The sequence below is a fragment of the Pseudoalteromonas sp. T1lg21 genome, from assembly GCF_002964625.1.
GTDB classification, from domain to species: domain Bacteria; phylum Pseudomonadota; class Gammaproteobacteria; order Enterobacterales; family Alteromonadaceae; genus Pseudoalteromonas; species Pseudoalteromonas gelatinilytica.
The window spans coordinates 410644-431892 of sequence record NZ_PQBX01000060.1; the positions used below are offsets into that span (position 1 = coordinate 410644).

The following is a 21249-nucleotide window of genomic DNA, read 5'->3' on the forward strand; positions in this document are numbered from 1 at the left end:
TTGTTTTATAATGCCGATAACACAGACGCTTGTATACCCATTGGTTTTTAATGCAAACATCAGATTTATACCACCATTTTTTAGCACAACTACAGCCTTTGCTGACCGCTCAGCACAGCCGCTTTAGTGTTGCCTTATCGGGTGGTGTTGACTCGGTTGTTTTATTACATTTATTGAAGCAAGCTCAACAGCAGTACTCTGAGCTTAAGCTTGAAGCTGTGTATGTTAATCATGGTTTGAGTAAGCATGCCTCTGAATGGCAAGGATTTTGCCAATCGCTGTGTGAAGAGCTCGATGTCGCATTTAAAGCCGTGCAGGTTGAAATTCAGCAGCGCTCGCGTACTTCACTCGAAGCACAAGCGCGAGAGGCAAGATACCAAGCACTCGACGAAAACTGTATACCAGGTAGTGTAATACTGCTTGGTCAGCACTTAAATGATCAACTTGAGACCTTCTTACTTCGCCTAAAACGCGGTTCAGGCTTACAGGGGTTAGCGTCAATGCAACAACAGCGCTTATTAGCATCTGGGCGAGTATGTTTTAGACCGCTGATTAATATTACTCGTGAGCAAATTGAACAGTTTGCTGATGAATTTGCTATTATCCATATCACCGATGACTCAAATATTGATGAACGCTTTGACCGTAATTTTTTACGTCATCAGGTTATGCCTATTTTAACGGAGCGTTTTCAAGGGTTTGAAAAAAGCGCGGCGCGCAGTATTCGACTGTTACAGAAACAGCAATCGTTACTTGATGAATATACGCAAAGCGACCTTACACAGTGTCAAAATGCGCAGGGTGGTTTAAGCTGCGAGGCAATTGCGGGTTTTAGTAAGCCCAGACAAGCAAACCTTGTGCGTGCGTGGCTGAATCAGTTTACCCATCAACTGCCTTCAGAAAATCAGCTACAGCAAATTATTGAGCAAGGTTTAACGGCCAAAGCCGATGCCCAGCTAAAAATTTGTCTGCAAAGCGGTGATGTTCGTCGTCATCAGCAGCATTGGTACTTTGTGAAAGAGCAGGCAATACCTGAGGCGATGGATATAACTTTGCAGAGCATTGTACTGACAGATGGCCGAACGCTAGCCGTGAAACAGGGCAAGGGTATTAGAAAACCACGGCAGGATGAGCAGGTACGGGTTGAATTTAATAGGCCGCAAGCGCGTATCAAACCATTGCATAAACCAGGCTCAAACACCTTAAAGCATTGGTTTAAAGATGCCAAAGTAGCTCCTTGGTTACGTGCGCAGACACCACTTATTTTTTATAACGATCAACTTGTGCAAGTTGTTGGCTACTTTGTTAGTGAGCAGCACAGTGTTGATGATGGAATTCTATGGGAGACACTTTATGAGTGAACAACCACATGTTGGTTTATCACTAGTTAATAAAGCACCACTTGGCTTTTTGCTGTCGGTGTTAGTGGCTGTTATTGCTGGTTTTGCTTATACAGAGCTGACAATAAACACACTTTTTTATGCGCTTGCTGGCGGCCTTGTTTGCTCGTTATTGCTACTCGGTTACTGGTCAGGTAAAGGCGGTATTTTCTTTATATTGGGCGTGCTAACGCCTTTGGCATTAGTGATGGTATCGCCCCTTACCACCATGGCTGCCTTACTTTACTTACTAAGTGGCTTTTTCTGTGGTTTTTGGTTGGTATTACTTGGTTATAAATTTATGAATAAAAAAGCCTAGCGGGGGATGCTAGGCTTTCTTTTTATTAAAATGCTCTTGCGCAATTTCTTCCAGCTGCTTTTGCCTTATAAAGCCCTTTGTCAGCACGGGCAAACACTTCGTTTTCGCAGTCTTGGTTATTGGCGAGTGTATAACCAATACTTGATGTAACATCATACTGTGTCATCAAACCGGATTGAGAAACCAAGCTCATAATGCGATCGGCAATCACTTTATTAGTGGTAAATTCAGGATCGTCAATTAACAATGCAAACTCATCACCACCAAAGCGGAAAATTGAGTCGGTACCGCGCACACTACTGCGTAATACATTGGCAAATTCTTGCAGCACATCATCGCCAATTTTATGACCAAAGTTATCGTTTACTTGTTTAAAGTTATCTAAATCAAGCAGCATTAAACTAAATGGGCGATGTTGACGGCGGCAACGTTCTAGCTTTTGTGCCAAGCTGTCATTAAATTGACTACGATTATTTAAGCCGGTTAAAGCATCTTTAGTCGCTAAACGTAAAACACGGTTATACATAAGTGCATTACGCAGTGGATAAACTAAAGCTGTATGTAGCTGTTTTAATTTCGCTTCAATCGCTTTACCCATAGGGAATTGGCTAAAATAAATTAGCTGCCCTAGTCGTTCACTTTCGATATCTAAATCAAAAGAATACGGCGTTTGACTGGTATCGCTACCAACGCTTTGTGACACTCCGAGTGCAGATTGGAATTGTAATCCAGATAAATTGATCAATTGCTTTGCGTGCTCTGCAAAAATCGTCAAAATACCTTCGATTGATAACGTGGTTTGTAACCTCGCGACCAAGTCATGTGGACTATTCGGTTCACTTATTCGGTAATGCTCTGCCGAAAACGGCAGAAACTCGCCTCGCGCAGACACCCGCTGCGTCAAAATATGGACATTTTCCATGATAATTCTCCCCCCGGAGTGTTTAGATACTCCTACATAGCGAGATTTGTGCCACATTTTTAAACTGGCTGAAAAACAGAAGGTTGCTATATTTAAAGGAGGGTACAGCTTTATCATCAAGTAGAAGGGAGTTTATTGCTTGCAAAATGTGCTGATTCAAGTGTTTGGCTTGCTCGTCGCTGCCGTATTATTTGTTTGGTTCTTCAAACGAATTGGTTTACCACCTATTCTTGCTTATCTTGCCACCGGCGTGCTGGCGGGGAGTCATGGTATTGGCTGGATGGCACAAAGTCATGAAATGCACTTTGTTGCCGAGCTTGGCATTGTATTTTTACTGTTTAGCTTAGGGCTTGAGTTTTCATTGCCGCGTTTAATGGCAATGCGCAATATTGTATTTGGCCTTGGCTCTTTGCAGGTGGTGGTAACCAGCATTGTGTTTATGCTTATTTTACTGCTGCTAGAGCACAGCCTTTTAAATAGTTTTACCATTGCCAGTTTAATGGCGTTGTCTTCAACGGCAGTGGTGGTTAAGTTACTTAAAGAATCAGGAGACTTAAACCAGCGCCGCGGCCAATTGGCAATAGGGGTGTTGCTGTTTCAAGATATTGCCGTTGTCCCTTTACTCATTGTCTATCCTTTACTGGCTCAAAGTGGCTCTGAAGAAATTGTCGGCGCACTGGCTTTTGCACTCACCAAAGGCGCTTTAGTGTGTGTTTTATTGTTTGGTATAGGTAAATGGATTTTGCCTAAAGTATTTAGTGAAATAGCGCTCGTAAGAACCGATGAGCTATTTATGCTAACGACTTTATTGGTTGCCTTGTTTGCCGCAGGCTTGACTTACCTATTTGGCTTATCAATGGCGTTAGGCGCCTTTTTAGCCGGCATGATGTTAGGTGAAAGTCATTATCGTCACCAACTAGAAGCCGATATTAGACCGTTTCGCGACATATTAATGGGGCTATTCTTTGTGACCGTCGGTATGCAGCTAGATGTGCTTTATGTGCTCAATAGCTGGTATTGGATCATCATCGTATTAATTGGCTTATTGCTATTTAAAATTGCGGTGCTCGCGATTGCGGCTCAAGTGATGGGGGAGCGTAAGCAAGATGCCGTATCGGCGGGCATTATGCTTTGGCAAATGGGGGAATTCGGCTTTGTATTAATTGCACTTGCTTCGCAGCACTTGTTGATAAGCTCAGAGCAAGCTTCGTTTTTAATTGCAGTTGGCGTACTTTCAATGGCGCTAACGCCTTATCTTATCGAAAAAACACCGCTCATTCTTAAAAAACTCGGCCTTTTAAGCCATGCTGGGCAGTATTGGCAACAGCCTGCTACTAGTAGTCCCTTGTATCAAAATCATGTCGTTATTTGTGGTTTTTCACGGGTTGGGCAAACTGTTGCGCGCTTTTTAAAGCCAGAAGCAATCGAATACGTCGCCGTTGAGAGCAACCCCATCTTATTACAAGAAGCAAAAGCGGCCGGTGAGCCAGTGATATTTGGCCACGTAAATCAAAAAGATATTTTAAAATCAGCGGGCGTAGAGCGGGCAAGGCTAGTCATTATTACCTTTACTGATTTTGAACAAACGCAAATAGTCGTTGATGCGATTAAACAAATTGCGCCCAAAGTAAAAATACTGGTACGAATGCGTGATGATACTGAACTTGAAACCCTCAAAGAACTCGGCGTGACTGAGGTGGTGCCAGAAACCCTTGAAGCAAGTTTAATGTTGGTTTCACATGTGCTGTATATGTCTGGCGTGCCGATGACACGGATCATTCGCCGTGTAAGTAAAGAGCGGCGCAACCGTTATAAGTTTTTAAATGGCTTTTTCACTGGCGATAAACTTGATGGCGAAGAGGCAAGTTCAGACAGGCTTGAGTATTTACATGTTATAGCACTGCCTGAGCATGCTTATGCGGTAAATCAGAAAATTAGTGAGCTTAAGCTTGAGCAGCGCCGTGTGTCGGTAAGAGCGCTGCGCCGACAAGACCGCGAAATTGACGCGCCTTCATCACAAACCATTTTATTGGCAGGCGACATTTTAGTGCTGCAAGGCAAGCCTAGGCGAGTAGAGCGGGTCGAACGGTTTTTACTCGATGGTATGGAGTAACAATAAGTTACTCCAGCTCTAAAAATTTACGAATTTCAGGTAATTTTTTGAGGCCGTCTTGGTAACCAATTTCTATAAGCTTTTGGGTATAACGTTTTTCAAACAGTAAGTAGCTCGTTAAACTTGATTGTGAACGTTTTTTCACACCGATCATACGCAATAACAGTTTGATTGCCATGGGCATGTCATCATAAAACTGAGCAGCAATTGCATTAAAGTTTTGCGATGGGTTGATCACGCAAGTTTCGATTTGTTTTAACTCTTGGTGTTTGTCGCGGGCAGGTAAAAGGCTCAGTGTGCGATTGATACGCTGTAAGCGCTCTAAATCAGACTGTAGCGTGTCGGTAAAGACGCTATCGAGTAAGTGACCAGCAATATTAGAAAGGCCCGGGTAATGAGGCTGATAACCCGGTGGGTGCAATTCTTTTGGTTCATCAACACCAATAATAAAGATTTTTTCAGCACCTAAGTGTACCGACGGGCTTAGTGGTGAAAGTTGGTGAATAGAGCCGTCGCCAAAATAGTGGTTATAAACATTCACACTTGGAAACACCATAGGAATAGCGCTGGATGCCATTAGGTGATCAACATTAATGCGCGTTGCTTGCCCCTCACGTTTTGCTCTGCGCCAGGGCTTTTGTGTCAGTGACTGAAAAAAGGCCACAGAGTCACCGGTAGTATAGCTCGAAGCAGTAATCGATACTGCATCTAGGTAGTTTTTATGTAAATTCCGTTCAATACGCGATAAATCGAGTATTTCGTGCAGTAGTTTTCGCAGCGGTTTATTGTTCAGCAAACTCGCTGGTGGGTGATTAATATGTTCAGATTGAAAGCTCGTGAGCATGTTGCGAGTAATATGCAAAAACACACTTAAAAAGTCGCTTTTATAAACCTGAGAAGTCGAAAAGTTTTTCCACACCCATTCAAGTTTTTTGCATGCTAAATGTGCACACGATGCATAACATGCTAACGCAGCGGAATTAATTGCGCCAGCTGATGTCCCATTAATAATAGTAAAGGGCAGCGGTGCTGTGCGAGGCATACTTTGCGTTATCGCTTTAAGTACACCAACTTGATAAGCCGCTCGCGCGCCACCACCTGTTAGTAATAAAGCGATTTTAGAGTGCTGTGTTTTTTTTAACTTACTGCTCATGGTTGCATTTAAATACTTGTGCGTCTTTACTTTATTTATCAACTGTAAGTCTTTAAGCTAGAAGAAGCAAAGATTAGCTCAAGGCTAAATGTTTTTTTCGTATTTTTTATCTGTTTTATTTTAAGGGAGTGTCTATGTCAGAGCATTCGTCAGAACCTGAAGTACAAAAGGGTTCATCAAATAACAACCTGATTTTTGCGGTGGTTATTCTTCTCCTTGTTGCTGGTGTAGCAGCGTTTATTTTATTGAAACCCGAAGATAAACCAGTTCAAGTTGTTGAAGACATTGTTAGCGAACAAGCGCCAGTTGTTGAGTATCAAGAGCCTGAACCAGAACCTGAAATGACAGAGCCTGAGCCTGAGCCAGAGCCCGTTGTTGTAGATACTGCACCAGAGCGTACTCCAGAGCCAGTTCCAGACGTTGAGCCACTACCAACGTTAAATGAAAGCGATGATGTGGTGATTGCGCGTATGGATGAAGTACTAAGCGACCAAGTGATGAGCTTAATGGTGACCGATGATCTTATTCGTCGTGGTGTTGTGTATGTTGATAACATTGCAAAAGGTAAAGTGGCATTAAGCCATGCGCCTGTTGAGCGCCCTAAAGAGTCGTTTAAAGTTATTGAGGGCGATATCTTAACAATCGACCCAAATAGCTATGAGCGTTACACGCCATACGTAAAACTATTTACTAGCCTAAGCGCTGCTCAAGTTATTCGTATGTACGATGAATACAAACCACTTATCAACGAAGCTTATGCAGAAATTGGCTACGAAGGTGATGCATTCACAGGCACGCTAGAAGAGGCGATTGACGTACTGCTTGATACACCTGAGCCAAAAGGTGATATGCCGCTTATTCGTAACTCAGTTACGTATCAATATGCTTACTCAGAGTGGGAAAGTCTACCTGATGCGCAAAAACAATTGCTGCGTATGGGTCCAGAAAATATGAAAAAAGTGAAAGCTGCGCTGCGCAACATTAAAGCTGAACTTGAAAAGTAAGCAATAACCCCCTTAATGACAGTGCGATTGTATACCAAGTATGCAATCGCACTTTCTTTTTCGAATACCCCTTGAATAACAGGCTAAAAGTAGAGATAATCCCTCCCGCGCCAAACAAGGCCCTCAATGGTAGTCTTATTGGTCCTCTCGCAACACTAGCAGGTGAACCTGGTCAGGCCCGGAAGGGAGCAGCCACAGCGTGTGACGTGTGTGCCGAGATGCGGCTGGTAAGACTGCCACCCAAAATCTTCTTTGGGTGACTTTCTTCATATCTATCTCTTTTTAAAACACGCTTTCGATACCGTCTTTTATGTTCTAGTTAAATTACGCAGATTTATTAACCTGTCTGAATAATGTCTTTGTAATTACAATTAACTATAGCTCCTTGGCTTCTAACACTATTTTACAAACACTCTAAATCCCCATGCAGGAATTGTGAGTTCTGTTGTTTGAGTCAATTCCATTGCCTGTTTTGAAAAAGCATCCGTGTATTTACCTAAAAACAATGGTTCTTTAAAGCTAACTGTTTGTGGCGCTTTTGATAGGTTGAATACGGCAAATACTTTATCGTTGCCTTTTGCACGAACAAAGCTTAGCACTTGTTTTGGTGCGGTGTTTGGTACATGCACCATGCGGCCGCCAAATTGGCCATTCCACAGTGCTTCATTATTATGTTTGAGTGAAAATAGTGATTGATATAAGTCACCGATAGGGTGCTTTTGCCATTTGATTGGGTCACGTTCGAAAAAGGCGAGGCGTTTATCGTTACCTGCTTCTTGACCGTTATAAATCATCGGGAAGCCTTCACCAACGACAGATAATGCAATAACGGCTTCAAGTGCATCGCCATAGTTTTCGAACATGGTGCCTTCCCATGCATTAGTGTCATGGTTGGCAACACCTACAAGGCGGTAAGCCTCGGCTGGGAATGCACTTTCGTTCCATGAGTAATAAACGAAGAGGGCGCTGACATCAGCATGACCATTTACGATTTTATGCATGTGCTCAGACCATGACCACGCGTAAGTCATATCAAAGGCTTCGGCATGTAAATCGCGAGACTCCCACTCAGCCAGCATTAAGACAGGCTTTATGTTATCAAGCTCACGGCGGACATTATTCCAAAAATCTACCGGCACAAAGCCAGCTACATCACAGCGATAGCCATCAATACCGACTTCTTTTACCCAGTATTTCATCGATTCTGTCATGTATTCACGTAGAGCAGGTTTCGAATAATCAAAGTCAATAATGTCAGACCAATCCCACCACGGTGTTGGCCTAAATTGGCCTTTGTAGTCTCGGTCGTACCAATCGGGGTGTTCATATCGAAGCCAGTTATCCCAAGCACTGTGGTTTGCTACCCAATCTAAAATGACGTACATCCCCATATCATGGGCTTTGTTCACAAAGGCTTTGATGTCTTCAAGTGTGCCAAACTCAGAGTTTACTTTACGGTAATCTTTTACAGAATAAGGGCTACCTAAACTGCCTTTGCGATTTTCTTCACCAATCGGGTTTATTGGCATAAGCCAAATAATATCAACGCCTAACTCTTTCAAGCGTGGCAATTGCTGCTGTGCTGCATTAAAGGTGCCTTCTTTAGTGAATTGACGCGTATTTAATTGATAAAGCACCGCATTTTTTGACCACTCAGGATGAATTAGTTTTACGTAAGGCTTGGGCTCATAGGCAGTGTTTGCAGTTTTAGTGTGTGTACATGCAGTAATGAGGCTTAGCAATAAAATAAGCAAACTTTTGGTTAGCAATGAATTCATATCAGGCCTTGTTGTCGAATAAAGGTGTTGCATGAAAAAACAACACTTCGACTAAATATATACCCTGATAATGAATGTAACAAATATGTGCATACGTATTCACAATGCAGTTACATAATCGATTAAGGTCTTATTTAATGGCTTAATTATAGGTGGGTGGCGGATAAATACTTAAATGATTAAATAGGGTGGGGAAATATGTAAAAACGACAGCCAGGTGTAGCCAAGCTGTCGTTTAAATGTGCTGAGCTAGGCTGAAATCATAAAAGCCGATTTACTGGCATCCCAGCTGATCAGTTTTTTAATTTCCAGCTCTTTTATAATGGTTAGTAATTCAGAGTCACTTAGGCAGCAGCCTTGTTTTAGTTTATCGAGTGATATCTCTTTATTACGGCTATGAAGCTTAGAGGCCAACATAATACGGTAGATTAATTTTGACTTACGGTTCATAACGCATCTCCTCCACATTTTTGTTGATAGCGTTTTAGTTGCTACTTGGTTTTTATAATTTGGTCTAATGTGTACTGATGATTTTTTCGACTATGAGGGATCTTTTTAGCCAAGTCAATTAATATTGGATAAAAATTATACGATTTTGAATCAGCAGGAGAAACGTAGAAGTGAAGTTGTAAGTCATTGAAAATAAAGTGGAGATAAAACTTTTCTGCTTGGGAAGCCTAGTCTATGAGCTCGTCACGGCTAATTGCAATAACATCATGCAGTGCTTTAAATAGTAAATGCTTTTCAATGGGTTTGCCTACATGACCATTAAAACCACAATTCATGTATTCGATGATATTTTCTTTCATCACGTTGGCAGTTAAAGCAATAACAGGCACCTCTTTATCAATACTACGAATATGTGAGCAGGCTTCGATCCCCCCCATTGTGGGCATTTGTATATCCATTAAAACTAAAATGGGGTTGAGTTGTTTAAATAGCTCGACTGCTTCAGCGCCATCTTTTGCAAAATGAAGCTCAGCGTTGGTTTCTGCAAGCATTGATTTGATGATCATGGTATTGAGTGGGTTATCTTCAGCAATCAACAGTGTTTTAGCCGATAAGTCAGGTGCGGTTACATCGGTAAAGCTATCATGTAAGTGCTGCTTTTCAGATACTTTGAGCGGTAAATAAACGGTGAAATGGGTGCCTTTACCGAGCGCGCTGTCTACATCAATACTGCCATTCATACGGTTAATAAGATTCGCGGTGATCGACATCCCTAATCCAGTCCCGCCAAAACGTCGTGTTATACTGTTATCGGCTTGCTGAAAACGGTTAAACAGATGCATTAAACCTTCTTTATTCATACCAATGCCGGTATCAATTACTTCTATCTCAACACCTTGTTTTTGGCTTTGCGAAGATTTATTAATTTTTACTTGCACGCCACCTTGCTCGGTAAATTTAACGGCGTTAGAAACCAGGTTTAAAATAATTTGTCGAACCCGAACTGGGTCTCCTACCCATAAATCTTCAACGTCATCGTCTATATCTATGTTTAATTCAATTGCTTTTTCGTTACAAAGCGGCAGAAAATCAGAGTTGATTGACTCAACAACCTTCGACATTGAAAAGTCCACCTGTTCAATTGAAAGCTCGTTCGCCTCCATTTTCGAAAAGTCTAAAATATCGTTGATGATAGTAAGGAGTGATCGACAAGAAAACAGTGCCTTAGACACAACTTCTATATTTTTCGGTTTTTGAATGTTTGGCTGCAAAATTTGTAAAAGCCCCATAATGCCATTAAGTGGAGTGCGTATTTCATGACTCATATTGGCTAAAAATTCTGATTTTATTCTCGCGCCCTCTAAAGCGCGCTCAGTAAGCTCAATCTGTTGTTTATAAGAGTTTGAAAGCTTTCTAAAGTAAATAAGCAATATGCTAGTGAGCAATATGATTGTTAACACATGCACGATGTAAGCAATTTGGAAGTTTTCATCAATGGCGATGCTTTTATCTTTAAGCATTAAGTTTACATGTCGCTCGAATGTAGCAAGTGCCTTCAATGCATCTGTATCATCTACTTTTACAGAGGTATCTATCTGCTCGCTAGTCGCGCCATTAGCTATCATTCTTAAAACAATATCGAGTTTGTCTTCATATTCAAGAACCGTTTTTTTAACGTCAGTAAGTGCAGTTTTGTCGTATTCTTTTATTGCGCTAAGCTTGGCAAGGATCTCTTTTATTTCGATGAGTTCATTTTCAATGGGCGGAAGATACAGTTCTGTATTTTTTCTAAGCACTAGGTTTTTAAAATGGTGAATAAAGCCACCATAACCGAGTTTTTGAATGAGCTTGTCGTGAAGTACATAAACGTTAGCGGCGGTTTTTGAATAGTCATGCCATTGTGAGTCGACATTTTTGTAAAAGAATAATGAGGTAACAGTAAGCGAGGTTACTAATGCAATCACGATAATTGCATTCACTTTCAACTTGTTTTTAGTTTGCTGCAACGCTTTTGTCATCAGTTTACCGCACCTATCCTGTTGTTATTTTAAGCATAGCGCATTTTTATTTGTTCACATAAGAAAGGGGTTAATTCAGAATGACTTTTTATGAGGGTAATAAAAAATTTTAACAACTAAGGTAAAAGTAACTTAAAGCGAATAATTAAGTTTCTATAAAAAATTTTTTGAAATCAATTTCACTGTACTTTATTCGTACGTGGTGTATCTTAAGTTGGTACGAAATTTTAAGGTTTCATTGAGTGTAAGTTAACACTCATCTGTTAATTGGAGTAAAGGATATGCACGCACACACAGTCAAAGAATCAACAGCGACTATTCAATCGGGTGTCGCAAAAGCGGATGGTAAGCTTTTAGTGACTGAACAAGAGATTGTTTTTGAACCGTTTAATAAAGAGTTAGGCTTAGGTCCATACACACTTTCACGAGCGCACATCAATAACGTTGATAAGTGTTCGGGTAAAGGTGCGGGTATTCTACCAATTACAGCAGATGGAATTCGCATTACTCTAAATAACAACGATGTATTTGAGTTCATCCTAGCAAACCCTGATGAGTGGCTAAGCGTACTTGCCCACTAAGCAAATCTTCAAAAAGTCGGCATATTATAGCAAGTTGTCATAATGTGCCGTGTTAGCCTTTCATTAATTATTTTCCTTTCTTCGCAACACATTGATCTCAAACAATACTAAGGCGAACTTCTTAGGTTATTTTACACATCTAAACCATTAAATTGCTCGTTGCTTATTAACGGAGGCTCTTGGGCAAATGATCAACTTAGATGAACAACGCCTAGTTTCGCTTGAACGCGGTTTTCATATTCCACCAAAACCTGAGCTATTGAGCCAAATTGCCGATGAAATGCAAAAGTCGGATGCAAGCTTAGATAAAATAGCCAATTTGATCTCTCGAGACATTAGCCTGTCGGCCTTATTATTAAAAACTATAAATAGCCCGGTGTTTGGCTTACAACGCACCATTAGTGATATACGCCAAGCGGCGATGTTTTTAGGGTTAGATCAGCTTAATCGGCTAGTCACCTTAGCCTTGCTTAAGCAAAATTTTAAAGGTAATGCCTGTATTAGCTTAGAGCGCTTTTGGGATGAGTCGGTTGAAGTTGCAAATGCCTGTGTACTGCTAGGAAACAGTTATAAGTCATTAATGCCAGTGGACGAGCTTTATTCATTAGGGCTTTTCCATAATGTCGGTATTGCTGCTATGGCATTAAAGTTCAGAGATTATGTTGATGTTCTTAAACAAGCAAATCTAGCTAAAGAGCTGGCTATCACCGACCTAGAACAGGCTCGTTATCAGTGCGATCATGCGGTGATTGGTTATTTTATCTCGGTATCATGGCACCTTCCAAAGCCACTTTGTCATGTTATTTTAAATCATCACAACACGCACTTTTTAGAGCAAAACAATGATGAGCAACAACGTATGGCGTATGCCATCTTAAAATGCGCGGAGAGTGCTGTGGACTATGCCCGTCACCAACAGTATTCGAGCGAGTGGTTTAAAATTAAAGAGCAGTGCTTTGCAGAGCTGGGTATTGTTGATCAAGATTTTGCCGATATGGTCGAAGATTACGTCGACAATGCGATGGCTAGTTAAAGCCAATTAGCGTTTATTTCCTATCATCTTAACTTCGATGAGTTTGCGAGTGGTGAGTTATCATCACTCGCTTTTTTTATATCGAAAGAAAGTATGCATTACTATACTTTCCTGCTGTCGCAAGGCATCATAACTTTTTTCTAAGGAGAGGTTATGATGCTTAAATCTTTGTTGTTACTGGTTTTATGTAGCAGTTCTGCGATGGCTGCTACAAGTCTGCCGGATAATCGTCATATTGTTATTAAAGGTGAGGCAGTTGTGCGTACTGCCCCCGATAGGGCTGATATCACGTTAGAGTTTGAAGCTGTAAAAGCTGAAAGCGTGCAGGCTAAGCAGCAAGTAGATGCGCAAGTCAATGAACTCCTTGCGGGCTTAAATAATTTCTTTATAGACGAAAAAAGTATCTCTGCGGGTCGAATTTTCGTAGAGCCGAACATGCGTTATGACGAAAATGATAATCAAGTTAAAGATGGTTTTCGAGCCACGCGAAAGGTCAAAGTCAGCCTTAAAAAACTCTCCCTTTTGGACGGATTTTTAAATTTTGCGCTTAAAGTGGGTGTCAATCAAATCGAGCAAATTCAACTTTTATCAACCAAAGCCTCAGATTACGAGCAAGCCGCTCTTGATAAAGCAGTAGCGAATGCCAAACAGCAGGGAAGTAGCCTCGCTAGCGCATTCGAAGCGAAACTTGGTCGGGTGTATAGTATTCAATCGCAAGAGGTAGGTAGTCATTTTGGCTATGGTAGCAATACAAATATTGAACGAATTATGGTTACGGGCTCACGTATTAATACAGTCCCAGAAGGTAAGTATCTACAAGAGTCGATTACCTTCAGAGCAAGTGTCAATGTTGTGTTTGATTTGGTGGTTGAGTAATTAATGAGATTTTTTAAGTACAGCGTTTATCTATTCCTTTTGTTGATGGCATTCAGTGGTCTTGCCGCAACAAAGCACCTAAATATCGTCAAACCTGTGGTTGCGGTATTTAAGGCGGGTGACAAAGCTGCCATTGCCAAGCGAGTGCATTATCCTTTGCAGCGTAAAGCGCCGCTGCAAGCAATAGAAAATGAGCAAATGCTCATAGAAAAGTTTGAGCAAATTTTTGATAAAGAGTTTGTCGAAAAAATCGTGAACTCAAGTATTCGCCATGATTGGGAAATGATGGGGTGGCGTGGCATTATGTTTGATTCAGGCAAATTGTGGTTAGACTTTGATGGCTCCATTTGGGCTGTGCCTTATGAATCAGAGGCAGAAAAAGCACGACGCGAAGCATTGATTGACGAGCAAAAACAAGCATTACACAAAAGCCTCCGTGAATTCATAAAGCCGATACTAACGTGGCAAACTAAACAGCATTTAATTCGTATCGATGAACTGGCTGATAATCAATACCGCTATGCAGCATGGGAGGTTGATCAATCAATGCAAGATGAGCCAAGCCTAGTGATAACAGGGGGCACATTAAGTTTTGATGGCAGTGGGGGGAATCATTTTTACACCTTTACTAACAACGGTTATCGTTATGTCTGTCATGTTACCGTGCTTGGTACTGAGCACTCACCGCCGGGGCTTTTAGAGGTATTTAAAAATAATGTACAGATATTGTCTGAGCCAGCTTCAAGTTTTTAGGCTGTTTTTCTTATTTTGTACTACACTGATTCTTTCAAAGGAGTCTCGTTCTAAGGAGTCTCATTTAAAGGAGTAAGTTGTGGGTACAAAGTTCTGGATACTAAGAGCCGCTAAAGTTTTTACGCTGGTGGCTATTTTGTTATTTATGGTGGAAATTCTAAAAGGTCACGAGACGCTCAGCGCGTTAGGTTTTGCGTTGCTTTGGTCTTTTATTGCCACGGCTATTTTTATCGCAACCCGTTTATATCATTCATCAAAAGGGCGCCACTGTGCACTTTGTAATGACACCCCTGATGATAAAAAAGCGAGTTAGCTTAGGTTATTAACAAACACGCCGCCCCATACCAACGCACAAATCGTTAAAGCAATCAGTACGGCTGCGGATCCTAAGTCTTTAGCTAGGCCTGATAATGGATGAATTTCAAGGCCTATTCGGTCTATGGCGGCTTCAATTGCCGTATTGACGACTTCAGCAAACATCACAAATAGCACTGATACAAGCAGCATAATTTTCTCATACAGGCTAATCTGCCAAACAAAAACCACTGCTATGGCAAGCACCAACAGAATCAGCTCTTGTTTAAAAGCAGACTCATGCTTTGCTAACCACGTGAATGCACGTTGGGAGTTTTTGAATGCGAGGCGAATACGTTTAATGCCAATGGGCTTGTTAGTGCTATCAAATTGCATAGTATGAAATCTCTATTTCGTTAGCTTTGTGTTGAGCAAGCATTAAAGATATCTTGCTCTGGGTGATATTCAGTGCTTTGTACATGGGTTAAGCCAAGTAAGGTGTCAAAAATGTTATCGTGCGAAAAAGCATGGTTACGCTGCTGTTCGATACATGATTAAAGCGGGTATCGGCTAGTTTATTACTCCAAAACAGCATAGGCACTTGGGTTTGCTCTTTAGGCGCTAACGCATACGGGAAGCCATGTAAGTACAAGCCTTTTTCACCTAGTGATTCACCGTGATCAGAAACATACAGCAGGGCTTTGTCATCCGCCTGACTGTTTTGCAGTAAATTAATAAGTTTACTGAGCACTAGGTCGGTATAAGCAATGGTATTATCATAGGTGTTTGTGAGTTGCTCACTGCTACAATTTTGGATATCGCTACGTGGGCAATCAGGCAAAAATTTACTGTCTTTTTCTGGATAGCGGCGAAAGTAGGTTGGCCCATGTGAACCAATCATATGTAACACCACTAGTTGGTGTTTCGCATCACTTTTGGCAAGCTTTGCAGCTAACTCTTCAACCAGTACTTCATCAAAACAATAGCGTCCGTCACAAAGTGGGTTGCTCTTTGTAGGTTCTACAGTTTGTGAGTTTACCCGTACGCAAACCCCTTTACAGCTGCTATTGTTATCAATCCACGTTACTTCGACACCACTTCGTTGAATGATATCTAGGGCATTTTCTTGGCTTTGCGCGATGCGAGAATCATAGTGATTGCGGTCTAAGCGCGAGAACATGCAAGGTACAGAAATGGCCGTTGCGGTGCCACATGAACTAACATCACTGAAATATTTAACGCCAAGTTTAGGGGTATATTGATTAGTTGGCTTGTCGTAACCTTGCAGTGAAAAGTTTGCTGCACGGGCTGTTTCACCTACCACCATAATCGTCAGTGAACTTTGTTGCTTAGCTAATAGGTGCGGTGTTTTATCTAAGACTTTAAATGGTAAAGGTGGATAAAAATAATTATCTCGCAGGTACTTATAGCCCGCAGTATAAAATGCAAAAGGGGTAATGTAGCTGGTTAATTGGCGATTATTTCGCCCTACAGATGCGTAATCTTTATAAAAAGGAACGGCAATAACAGCTACAGCAATAAACGCTGTAACGTTAAGAAGCGCAAAGCTTTTAAGACGAACACGAAAGTTTCCGACAATTTTAAAGCGAGAAAACAAGTAAGCAGGCAGTACGCCTAGCACAGCAATAAAAGCGATAACTTGTACATTAAGGTATGAAAATGCCTCGCCTGAATTTGTTTCTAAGATATTTTGCAGCATGCTTTTATCAAAGATAACACCGTAATTTAAGGTTGCATAAAACAACAACGATGAAACCACGATGCTTGTTAAAAGTACCGGTTTAACAAAGGTGATTAGCGATAACCAACTTAACACCATTGCCGTCAGTGCTAATAAGAAAAACGGTACGCTTGCTATAAATAACCAATTGACATGTTCAGGTTTGCTGGCTGCTTCAAGCATGTTAAATAAAAACAGGCCATTAAATGCAATAACCAAGTACAACGACACCAGCCAGACAAATTGGCTGTAGCTAACGTGCCATTTTTTAGTAAGGAGTTGTTTAATTTGCATGCTCATAATCATTCCTCATCGCTACGATTTATTTGGTAAGCGATACAACTGTTCGGTATAAGCTAAATTGCTAAATAAGACGTGCGCTAATGCTTTTTTGGCAAGCTCAACGCTGCTATCTGTGTTATCGATGGCTACTTGCGTTTTACTTGCAGGGTCATAGCGCCAATAGCTCACTTTTTGGTTTGGCATCAGGATCACGGCTTCACCATTTTCTACGTAAGCAAAGTTGTCGTAGTACTGCATCATGGCGCGCTCAACAGGGTATTGTTTCGTTAAATCATAACCAAGCATAGGGGTTGCTTGCTCAACGCCTAATAACGACAACAAAGTAACAGGTAAATCAATTTGGCTGACTAAGCGAGTATCGCGCTTTGCATCCATATCACTATTTAGGATCACAGCAGGGATGTGGAATGATTTAAGCGGCACAGGCTCTGAACCAAACACGCGCACATCATGATCTGCAACCACTAAAAAGACGGTGTCTTGCCAGTAATCTTGCGTTTTTGCCTTCGCGATGAATTTACCAAGAGCATAATCAGCATATTTGATTGCTAGATCACGTTTGTAGTTTTCTGGGTCGTGGCCTTCAGGCAGTGTTACTTTACCTTCTGGAATATCGAATGGATCGTGGTTACTTGAGGTAAACACAAGGCTGAAAAATGGTTTGCCCGATTTATTTAGCTCACTTAGCTCTATATCAGCTTGATTGAACAAGTCTTCGTCGCTTGCTCCCCATGACGAAATAAACTCAGGGTTTTGCATGTCATTAATATCGACAATATCGCTAAAACCATTGCCTAAGAAAAAGCTTTTCATATTATCGAAATGACTTTCACCGCCATAAATAAACTGGGTGGTATAGCCTGTGCGGCTTAATACGTCAGCAAGTGAGAAAAAGTTACGCTGAGATTTAGAAAGTTTGACCACCGAGCGCGAAGGTGATGGGGTAAACCCAGTTGTTACCGCTTCGATACCGCGCACTGAGCGTGTGCCAGTGGCATATAAGTTATCAAACCCCCATCCTTGTTGATAAAGCTTATCTAGTTCAGGAGTCACACCAATGCCACCTAGTTCACCAACAAAGCGTGCGCCTAAGCTTTCTTCTAAAATGATCACTAAATTCTTTTGTTTGCCTGTGTTAAAAGGTGTGTTGTTGGCAAGGGTAGGAATACTCTCAGTGATAAACTGCTGTCTATAGGCTGCTTGCTTTACTGTTTGTAAAATCTCATTACGTGGCATGGTACCGTATAAACTACTGGCATTTTTTTCATTGCTCATATTCTTAATAGCAAATGCAACACTGTAAGTTGAATTAAGGGCTAAGGAGTTAATCAGTGAGTCACTTGAAAAGTACACTAATGCAGGGTTTAACGGGCGATGGCTGACAGTGCCTCTTGCGCTAATTAAGCAAACTAATAAAGTCGTAACGAGTATCACCACTTGGCTAACCGTTTTAGCATTTTGCTGCTTGCTAAATGCTGCACTTAAAAAACGATACGCAAACACACAACTAAGCGTTGCAATAATTAAGGTGCTTATCATGGCAAATAGGTGGCCATGTAATAGCATAGAAAAGACTTCTTGAGGGTAGTCTAGGTATTCGACAAATAAACGATTTGGTCGTACATCATACTGGGTAATAAACGCGGGAGTCGAAGCCTCAACAACCACGATTAAAGTCACAACTATGCTGCTATAAAGAGTAAAAACATGCTGAAAAAAAGCAGTTTTGCTGCGCAAAAGCACATGAGCGAGTAACATTAAAACAGCCAAGGCTGACAAGTAGCCTAAGCTGCTTAAGTCAACTCTTAAGCCGCCAAATAAAACGGCTAGGCTATCGCCATCAGCTAACCTTTGGTGTTGCCATACTAGCAAGGCTATTCTCGACAGTATAAATACTGACATTAATATTAATGAAAAACGGAACAAAGGTTTTAAAATAGAGAGTTTTGCTGTCATAGTCGTACTTACTTAATCGAAACTACGGCAATACTAGGAGTCGAAACTTAAGAAATCCTTATGGTAATCTTAATATTTTCTAAACTAGAAAAACTTCAGTAAATCTTAAGTGAATCTTAAGATTCAAAGCGTAACCTGATGACGCTAAAGCGGTTTTTACCTAAATGAGTAATATATGAAATTGTTGATTATAGAAGATTCGGTGTCATTAAGACGTAGTCTACGAATTGGCCTTGAGAATCTAGGTTTTACTATTGATGAAACTGGCGATGGCGCTGAAGGGTTGAGTATGGCAATGACAGGTGAGTACGAATTAATCATACTAGACATTATGTTACCCAGTATTGATGGCATTACGTTATTACAAACCATAAGAGCAAAGCAGCTCGACGTGCGAGTGCTTATTTTATCTGCCAAGCAAGAACCAGAAGATAGAGTGAAAGGGCTACTCACCGGGGCCGACGATTACCTGACCAAACCATTTTCGTTTGATGAGCTGCATGCAAGGTTATTAAATTTAATGCGTCGCGGCGGCTTGAAAACAATCAGTGATGTGATCCGCATTGATAACTTGGCTTTAAACTTACAATTAAAACTTTTGCAAGTTAACGACACCGTTATCGATTTAACCCCTAATGAATATAAAATAGTCGAGTGCTTGTTTAGTAATCAAAACAAAGTGATCACAGCTGAAAAGTTAAGTACCTATATTGCTGGGCAATATGACTTAGTTTCAAAAAACTCCATTGAAGCACATTTATCATCGGCGCGTAAAAAGGTGAGGGCAGCAGGTGGCGAGTTACCTATTCAAACTAAGCGTGGTTTTGGTTATATCATTCAAGGAAAATAATGAAATCAATTCGCAGTAAGTTGGTTGTTACTCTTTCGATAGCAATAACAGGGCTTGTATTAAGTATATTATTAGCAACGGACATCGCTGTTGATAGCTGGGTTGATAATGAATTTAATCGAGGCTTACATTCTAAAGCTGGCATGCTGATGACGCTGGTTCATGAAGATGAAGAAGGGTTGGCTTTTAATTTCTCGAGTGAATTTATGCCAGAGTTTGATGGGCAGCTTGAGCCTGAGTATTTTCAGATGTGGACTGAGGAGGGGGTGTTTACACGCTCACAAAGTCTTAATTTATTTGCGTTGAAGAACCTTAAGTTTGAAGAGTTAAAATTGGGTGAAACGAAAATAATGAGCACCCAGCTACCGGATGGTCGTGATGGACGAGTCATTTATACTCGTTTTGAGCCGCAACTTGACTCGCACTCACATAGGAATTTTTATGATGGAGTGAGTAGACCACATCACAGCACGCTTACTTTGGCCTATGCCGCGTCTTCTGAAGAAGTTGATTTTATTTTGTGGTTAATTGACGTTATTTTTATTGTTACCACAGTGACCGTCATTGTGTTTATTCGGCTTTTTGTTCGCAAATCAGTCGACAGTTCTTTAGCGCCGCTGAATAAACTAAATCGGGATATTAGTAGGCTTAGTATCGCGGATAAAAGTGCCGTGATAACAATAAAAGAGCCTGTTAAAGAGCTGCAACCTATTGTTGATAGCTTAAATGCTTTTATCCAAGAAAACCGCCAGCTTTATTTTCGTGAAAAACGCTTAACCTCAGATATTGCTCATGAGTTAAAAACGCCGATTGCTGAGCTTATTAATATGGCTGAAGTGGCCATTCTTTTTCCAAATGAAAAGGAGTTTGAGGCAGACTTTAAACCCGAAGTGCTAAAAATTAGCCAGCGCTTAAAGAGCATTGTGTCGAACTTATTATTGCTGCATAAGTACAGTGATGAAGCACTCCCAAAGCAAGATGCATGTGATTTAAACCAGGTTATTTTACGTATCTTAGAAAAATATGATTTAGAGCGAATTAAGTTTGAGTTTCAAGATGATATTCCTGCCATTGTCAGTAACTTATTTGCCCTTGAATCAATCATCACCAACCTTGTAAATAACGCCAAGCAATATAGCCCTGATAAGAGCGTTGTGACTGTATGCACACTATTGAATAAAGAGGATAAGCTGCAATTCACTGTTACAAATGAATTAAAAGTGCCTTTAACAGAAGACGATTTGAGCCAGTTATTTGATCCACTCTGGCAAAAAGACAGTGCCAGAACCTCTAATGATAACTTTGGGTTAGGCTTATCTATTGCCAAAGCGTTAAGTAAAGCAATTGATGCTGAACTTCAGGTGTCGTTAAGTGGGCAAAACATAACCTTTAGTTTGATTATTTCTTAAGGCTTTGCAGGCGTTTAATATGTGTGCAACACTGAGGTTATCAAAAAGAAATTAATAACAATAAGGAACAACACGATGGGAAAAATTATAGGTATTGCTTTAATCGTTATTGGTGTGGCGCTAGCCGTATGGGGGTATAACGTGTATGACTCTGCAAGTGCGCAAATCAGCCGCACGTTTAGTGGTGATACACCAATTGAAGCTTGGCTCGGTATGGTCGGGGGCGCAATTTGCGCAATTGTGGGTATTTTAAAAGTTAAATAACCGCAAACATTGAAATCAATTAGCTAATACCTGATACTGTATTTATATACAGT

The 21249-nt window shown here is 40.9% G+C and carries 20 protein-coding genes and 1 other RNA gene; 13 read left to right on the forward strand and 8 right to left on the reverse strand.

Annotated elements, in window-relative coordinates:
- Nucleotides 1-50 precede the first annotated feature (50 nt).
- Nucleotides 51-1361 (forward strand): tRNA lysidine(34) synthetase TilS, encoded by a 1311-nt coding sequence (tilS, locus tag C2M25_RS15850; RefSeq protein ID WP_105181532.1) that lies wholly within the window; start codon nucleotides 51-53, stop codon nucleotides 1359-1361.
- The gene (locus tag C2M25_RS15855) at nucleotides 1354-1698 is read left to right on the forward strand and encodes a hypothetical protein (protein WP_105175187.1); all 345 of its coding nucleotides are present in this window, start codon (nucleotides 1354-1356) and stop codon (nucleotides 1696-1698) included. Before tilS ends, C2M25_RS15855 begins: the two co-directional genes overlap by 8 nt.
- Nucleotides 1699-1723: 25 nt before the next feature.
- Here C2M25_RS15855 and C2M25_RS15860 read toward each other — a convergent pair whose 3' ends face one another.
- Nucleotides 1724-2620 (reverse strand): GGDEF domain-containing protein, encoded by an 897-nt coding sequence (locus C2M25_RS15860; RefSeq protein ID WP_105181533.1) that lies wholly within the window; start codon nucleotides 2618-2620, stop codon nucleotides 1724-1726.
- Nucleotides 2621-2759: 139 nt separating this feature from the next.
- Here C2M25_RS15860 and C2M25_RS15865 point away from each other — a divergent pair, with 139 nt between their 5' ends.
- On the forward strand, nucleotides 2760-4733 hold the full coding sequence (locus tag C2M25_RS15865; protein ID WP_105181534.1) for a monovalent cation:proton antiporter family protein: 1974 nt from the start codon (nucleotides 2760-2762) through the stop codon (nucleotides 4731-4733).
- 7 nt (nucleotides 4734-4740) lie between these two features.
- Here C2M25_RS15865 and C2M25_RS15870 read toward each other — a convergent pair whose 3' ends face one another.
- Nucleotides 4741-5886, reverse strand: a complete 1146-nt coding sequence (locus C2M25_RS15870; protein WP_063706888.1) for a patatin-like phospholipase family protein — start codon at nucleotides 5884-5886, stop codon at nucleotides 4741-4743.
- A gap of 134 nt (nucleotides 5887-6020) precedes the next feature.
- Here C2M25_RS15870 and C2M25_RS15875 point away from each other — a divergent pair, with 134 nt between their 5' ends.
- Nucleotides 6021-6890 carry a DUF3014 domain-containing protein gene (locus C2M25_RS15875; RefSeq protein WP_105181535.1) on the forward strand — a complete coding sequence of 290 codons (870 nt, stop codon included), beginning with the start codon at nucleotides 6021-6023 and terminating at the stop codon, nucleotides 6888-6890.
- Nucleotides 6891-7026: 136 nt separating this feature from the next.
- Nucleotides 7027-7123: signal recognition particle sRNA small type (gene ffs, locus C2M25_RS15880), an RNA gene on the forward strand.
- A 165-nt stretch (nucleotides 7124-7288) separates the two neighbouring features.
- Here ffs and C2M25_RS15885 read toward each other — a convergent pair.
- From C2M25_RS15885 to C2M25_RS15895, 3 genes are all read right to left on the reverse strand, one after another.
- Nucleotides 7289-8668, reverse strand: coding sequence for an alpha-amylase family glycosyl hydrolase (locus C2M25_RS15885; protein ID WP_105181536.1), 1380 nt, complete (start codon nucleotides 8666-8668; stop codon nucleotides 7289-7291).
- 249 nt (nucleotides 8669-8917) lie between these two features.
- On the reverse strand, nucleotides 8918-9118 hold the full coding sequence (locus C2M25_RS15890) for a hypothetical protein (RefSeq protein ID WP_063706895.1): 201 nt from the start codon (nucleotides 9116-9118) through the stop codon (nucleotides 8918-8920).
- A 227-nt stretch (nucleotides 9119-9345) separates the two neighbouring features.
- Complete coding sequence (locus C2M25_RS15895) at nucleotides 9346-11136, reverse strand: ATP-binding protein (protein ID WP_105181537.1); 1791 nt, start codon at nucleotides 11134-11136, stop codon at nucleotides 9346-9348.
- Nucleotides 11137-11417: 281 nt separating this feature from the next.
- On the opposite strand from C2M25_RS15895, the gene C2M25_RS15900 reads away from it, so the two are divergent.
- From C2M25_RS15900 to C2M25_RS15920, 5 genes are all read left to right on the forward strand, one after another.
- Nucleotides 11418-11717, forward strand: coding sequence for a hypothetical protein (locus C2M25_RS15900; RefSeq protein WP_063528276.1), 300 nt, complete (start codon nucleotides 11418-11420; stop codon nucleotides 11715-11717).
- A 187-nt stretch (nucleotides 11718-11904) separates the two neighbouring features.
- Complete coding sequence (locus C2M25_RS15905; protein ID WP_063706899.1) at nucleotides 11905-12750, forward strand: HDOD domain-containing protein; 846 nt, start codon at nucleotides 11905-11907, stop codon at nucleotides 12748-12750.
- 153 nt (nucleotides 12751-12903) lie between these two features.
- Nucleotides 12904-13626, forward strand: coding sequence for an SIMPL domain-containing protein (locus tag C2M25_RS15910; protein WP_105181538.1), 723 nt, complete (start codon nucleotides 12904-12906; stop codon nucleotides 13624-13626).
- A gap of 3 nt (nucleotides 13627-13629) precedes the next feature.
- Nucleotides 13630-14379, forward strand: coding sequence for a hypothetical protein (locus C2M25_RS15915; protein WP_158679733.1), 750 nt, complete (start codon nucleotides 13630-13632; stop codon nucleotides 14377-14379).
- Nucleotides 14380-14458: 79 nt separating this feature from the next.
- Complete coding sequence (locus tag C2M25_RS15920; protein ID WP_063706903.1) at nucleotides 14459-14692, forward strand: hypothetical protein; 234 nt, start codon at nucleotides 14459-14461, stop codon at nucleotides 14690-14692.
- On the opposite strand, the gene C2M25_RS15925 is transcribed toward C2M25_RS15920, so the two are convergent.
- The 3 genes from C2M25_RS15925 to C2M25_RS15935 form a co-directional block, all read right to left on the reverse strand.
- Nucleotides 14689-15069, reverse strand: coding sequence for a diacylglycerol kinase (locus C2M25_RS15925; RefSeq protein ID WP_058586251.1), 381 nt, complete (start codon nucleotides 15067-15069; stop codon nucleotides 14689-14691). The two genes, C2M25_RS15920 and C2M25_RS15925, sit on opposite strands and share 4 nt — an antisense overlap.
- Nucleotides 15070-15157: 88 nt before the next feature.
- Entirely contained in the window at nucleotides 15158-16714 is a 1557-nt protein-coding gene (locus C2M25_RS15930) for a phosphoethanolamine transferase (RefSeq protein WP_325051042.1), read from the reverse strand.
- 15 nt (nucleotides 16715-16729) lie between these two features.
- Nucleotides 16730-18673 carry an LTA synthase family protein gene (locus tag C2M25_RS15935; RefSeq protein WP_105181541.1) on the reverse strand — a complete coding sequence of 648 codons (1944 nt, stop codon included), beginning with the start codon at nucleotides 18671-18673 and terminating at the stop codon, nucleotides 16730-16732.
- 175 nt (nucleotides 18674-18848) lie between these two features.
- On the opposite strand from C2M25_RS15935, the gene C2M25_RS15940 reads away from it, so the two are divergent.
- From C2M25_RS15940 to C2M25_RS15950, 3 genes are all read left to right on the forward strand, one after another.
- Nucleotides 18849-19523 carry a response regulator transcription factor gene (locus tag C2M25_RS15940; RefSeq protein ID WP_062566930.1) on the forward strand — a complete coding sequence of 225 codons (675 nt, stop codon included), beginning with the start codon at nucleotides 18849-18851 and terminating at the stop codon, nucleotides 19521-19523.
- Nucleotides 19523-20932, forward strand: coding sequence for a sensor histidine kinase (locus C2M25_RS15945; protein ID WP_105181542.1), 1410 nt, complete (start codon nucleotides 19523-19525; stop codon nucleotides 20930-20932). The genes C2M25_RS15940 and C2M25_RS15945 overlap by 1 nt, the downstream gene beginning before the upstream one ends.
- 75 nt (nucleotides 20933-21007) lie before the next feature.
- On the forward strand, nucleotides 21008-21196 hold the full coding sequence (locus C2M25_RS15950; RefSeq protein ID WP_054553751.1) for a DUF3185 family protein: 189 nt from the start codon (nucleotides 21008-21010) through the stop codon (nucleotides 21194-21196).
- Nucleotides 21197-21249 lie beyond the last annotated feature (53 nt).

Coding starts and splice junctions, on each gene's coding strand:
- tilS (WP_105181532.1), top strand. CDS start 51: ATGCAAACATCAGATTTATACCACCATTTTTTAGCACAACTACAGCCT.
- C2M25_RS15855 (WP_105175187.1), top strand. CDS start 1,354: ATGAGTGAACAACCACATGTTGGTTTATCACTAGTTAATAAAGCACCA.
- C2M25_RS15860 (WP_105181533.1), bottom strand. CDS start 2,620: ATGGAAAATGTCCATATTTTGACGCAGCGGGTGTCTGCGCGAGGCGAG.
- C2M25_RS15870 (WP_063706888.1), bottom strand. CDS start 5,886: ATGAGCAGTAAGTTAAAAAAAACACAGCACTCTAAAATCGCTTTATTA.
- C2M25_RS15875 (WP_105181535.1), top strand. CDS start 6,021: ATGTCAGAGCATTCGTCAGAACCTGAAGTACAAAAGGGTTCATCAAAT.
- C2M25_RS15885 (WP_105181536.1), bottom strand. CDS start 8,668: ATGAATTCATTGCTAACCAAAAGTTTGCTTATTTTATTGCTAAGCCTC.
- C2M25_RS15890 (WP_063706895.1), bottom strand. CDS start 9,118: ATGAACCGTAAGTCAAAATTAATCTACCGTATTATGTTGGCCTCTAAG.
- C2M25_RS15895 (WP_105181537.1), bottom strand. CDS start 11,136: ATGACAAAAGCGTTGCAGCAAACTAAAAACAAGTTGAAAGTGAATGCA.
- C2M25_RS15900 (WP_063528276.1), top strand. CDS start 11,418: ATGCACGCACACACAGTCAAAGAATCAACAGCGACTATTCAATCGGGT.
- C2M25_RS15905 (WP_063706899.1), top strand. CDS start 11,905: ATGATCAACTTAGATGAACAACGCCTAGTTTCGCTTGAACGCGGTTTT.
- C2M25_RS15910 (WP_105181538.1), top strand. CDS start 12,904: ATGATGCTTAAATCTTTGTTGTTACTGGTTTTATGTAGCAGTTCTGCG.
- C2M25_RS15915 (WP_158679733.1), top strand. CDS start 13,630: ATGAGATTTTTTAAGTACAGCGTTTATCTATTCCTTTTGTTGATGGCA.
- C2M25_RS15925 (WP_058586251.1), bottom strand. CDS start 15,069: ATGCAATTTGATAGCACTAACAAGCCCATTGGCATTAAACGTATTCGC.
- C2M25_RS15930 (WP_325051042.1), bottom strand. CDS start 16,714: ATGAGCATGCAAATTAAACAACTCCTTACTAAAAAATGGCACGTTAGC.
- C2M25_RS15935 (WP_105181541.1), bottom strand. CDS start 18,673: ATGACAGCAAAACTCTCTATTTTAAAACCTTTGTTCCGTTTTTCATTA.
- C2M25_RS15940 (WP_062566930.1), top strand. CDS start 18,849: ATGAAATTGTTGATTATAGAAGATTCGGTGTCATTAAGACGTAGTCTA.
- C2M25_RS15945 (WP_105181542.1), top strand. CDS start 19,523: ATGAAATCAATTCGCAGTAAGTTGGTTGTTACTCTTTCGATAGCAATA.
- C2M25_RS15950 (WP_054553751.1), top strand. CDS start 21,008: ATGGGAAAAATTATAGGTATTGCTTTAATCGTTATTGGTGTGGCGCTA.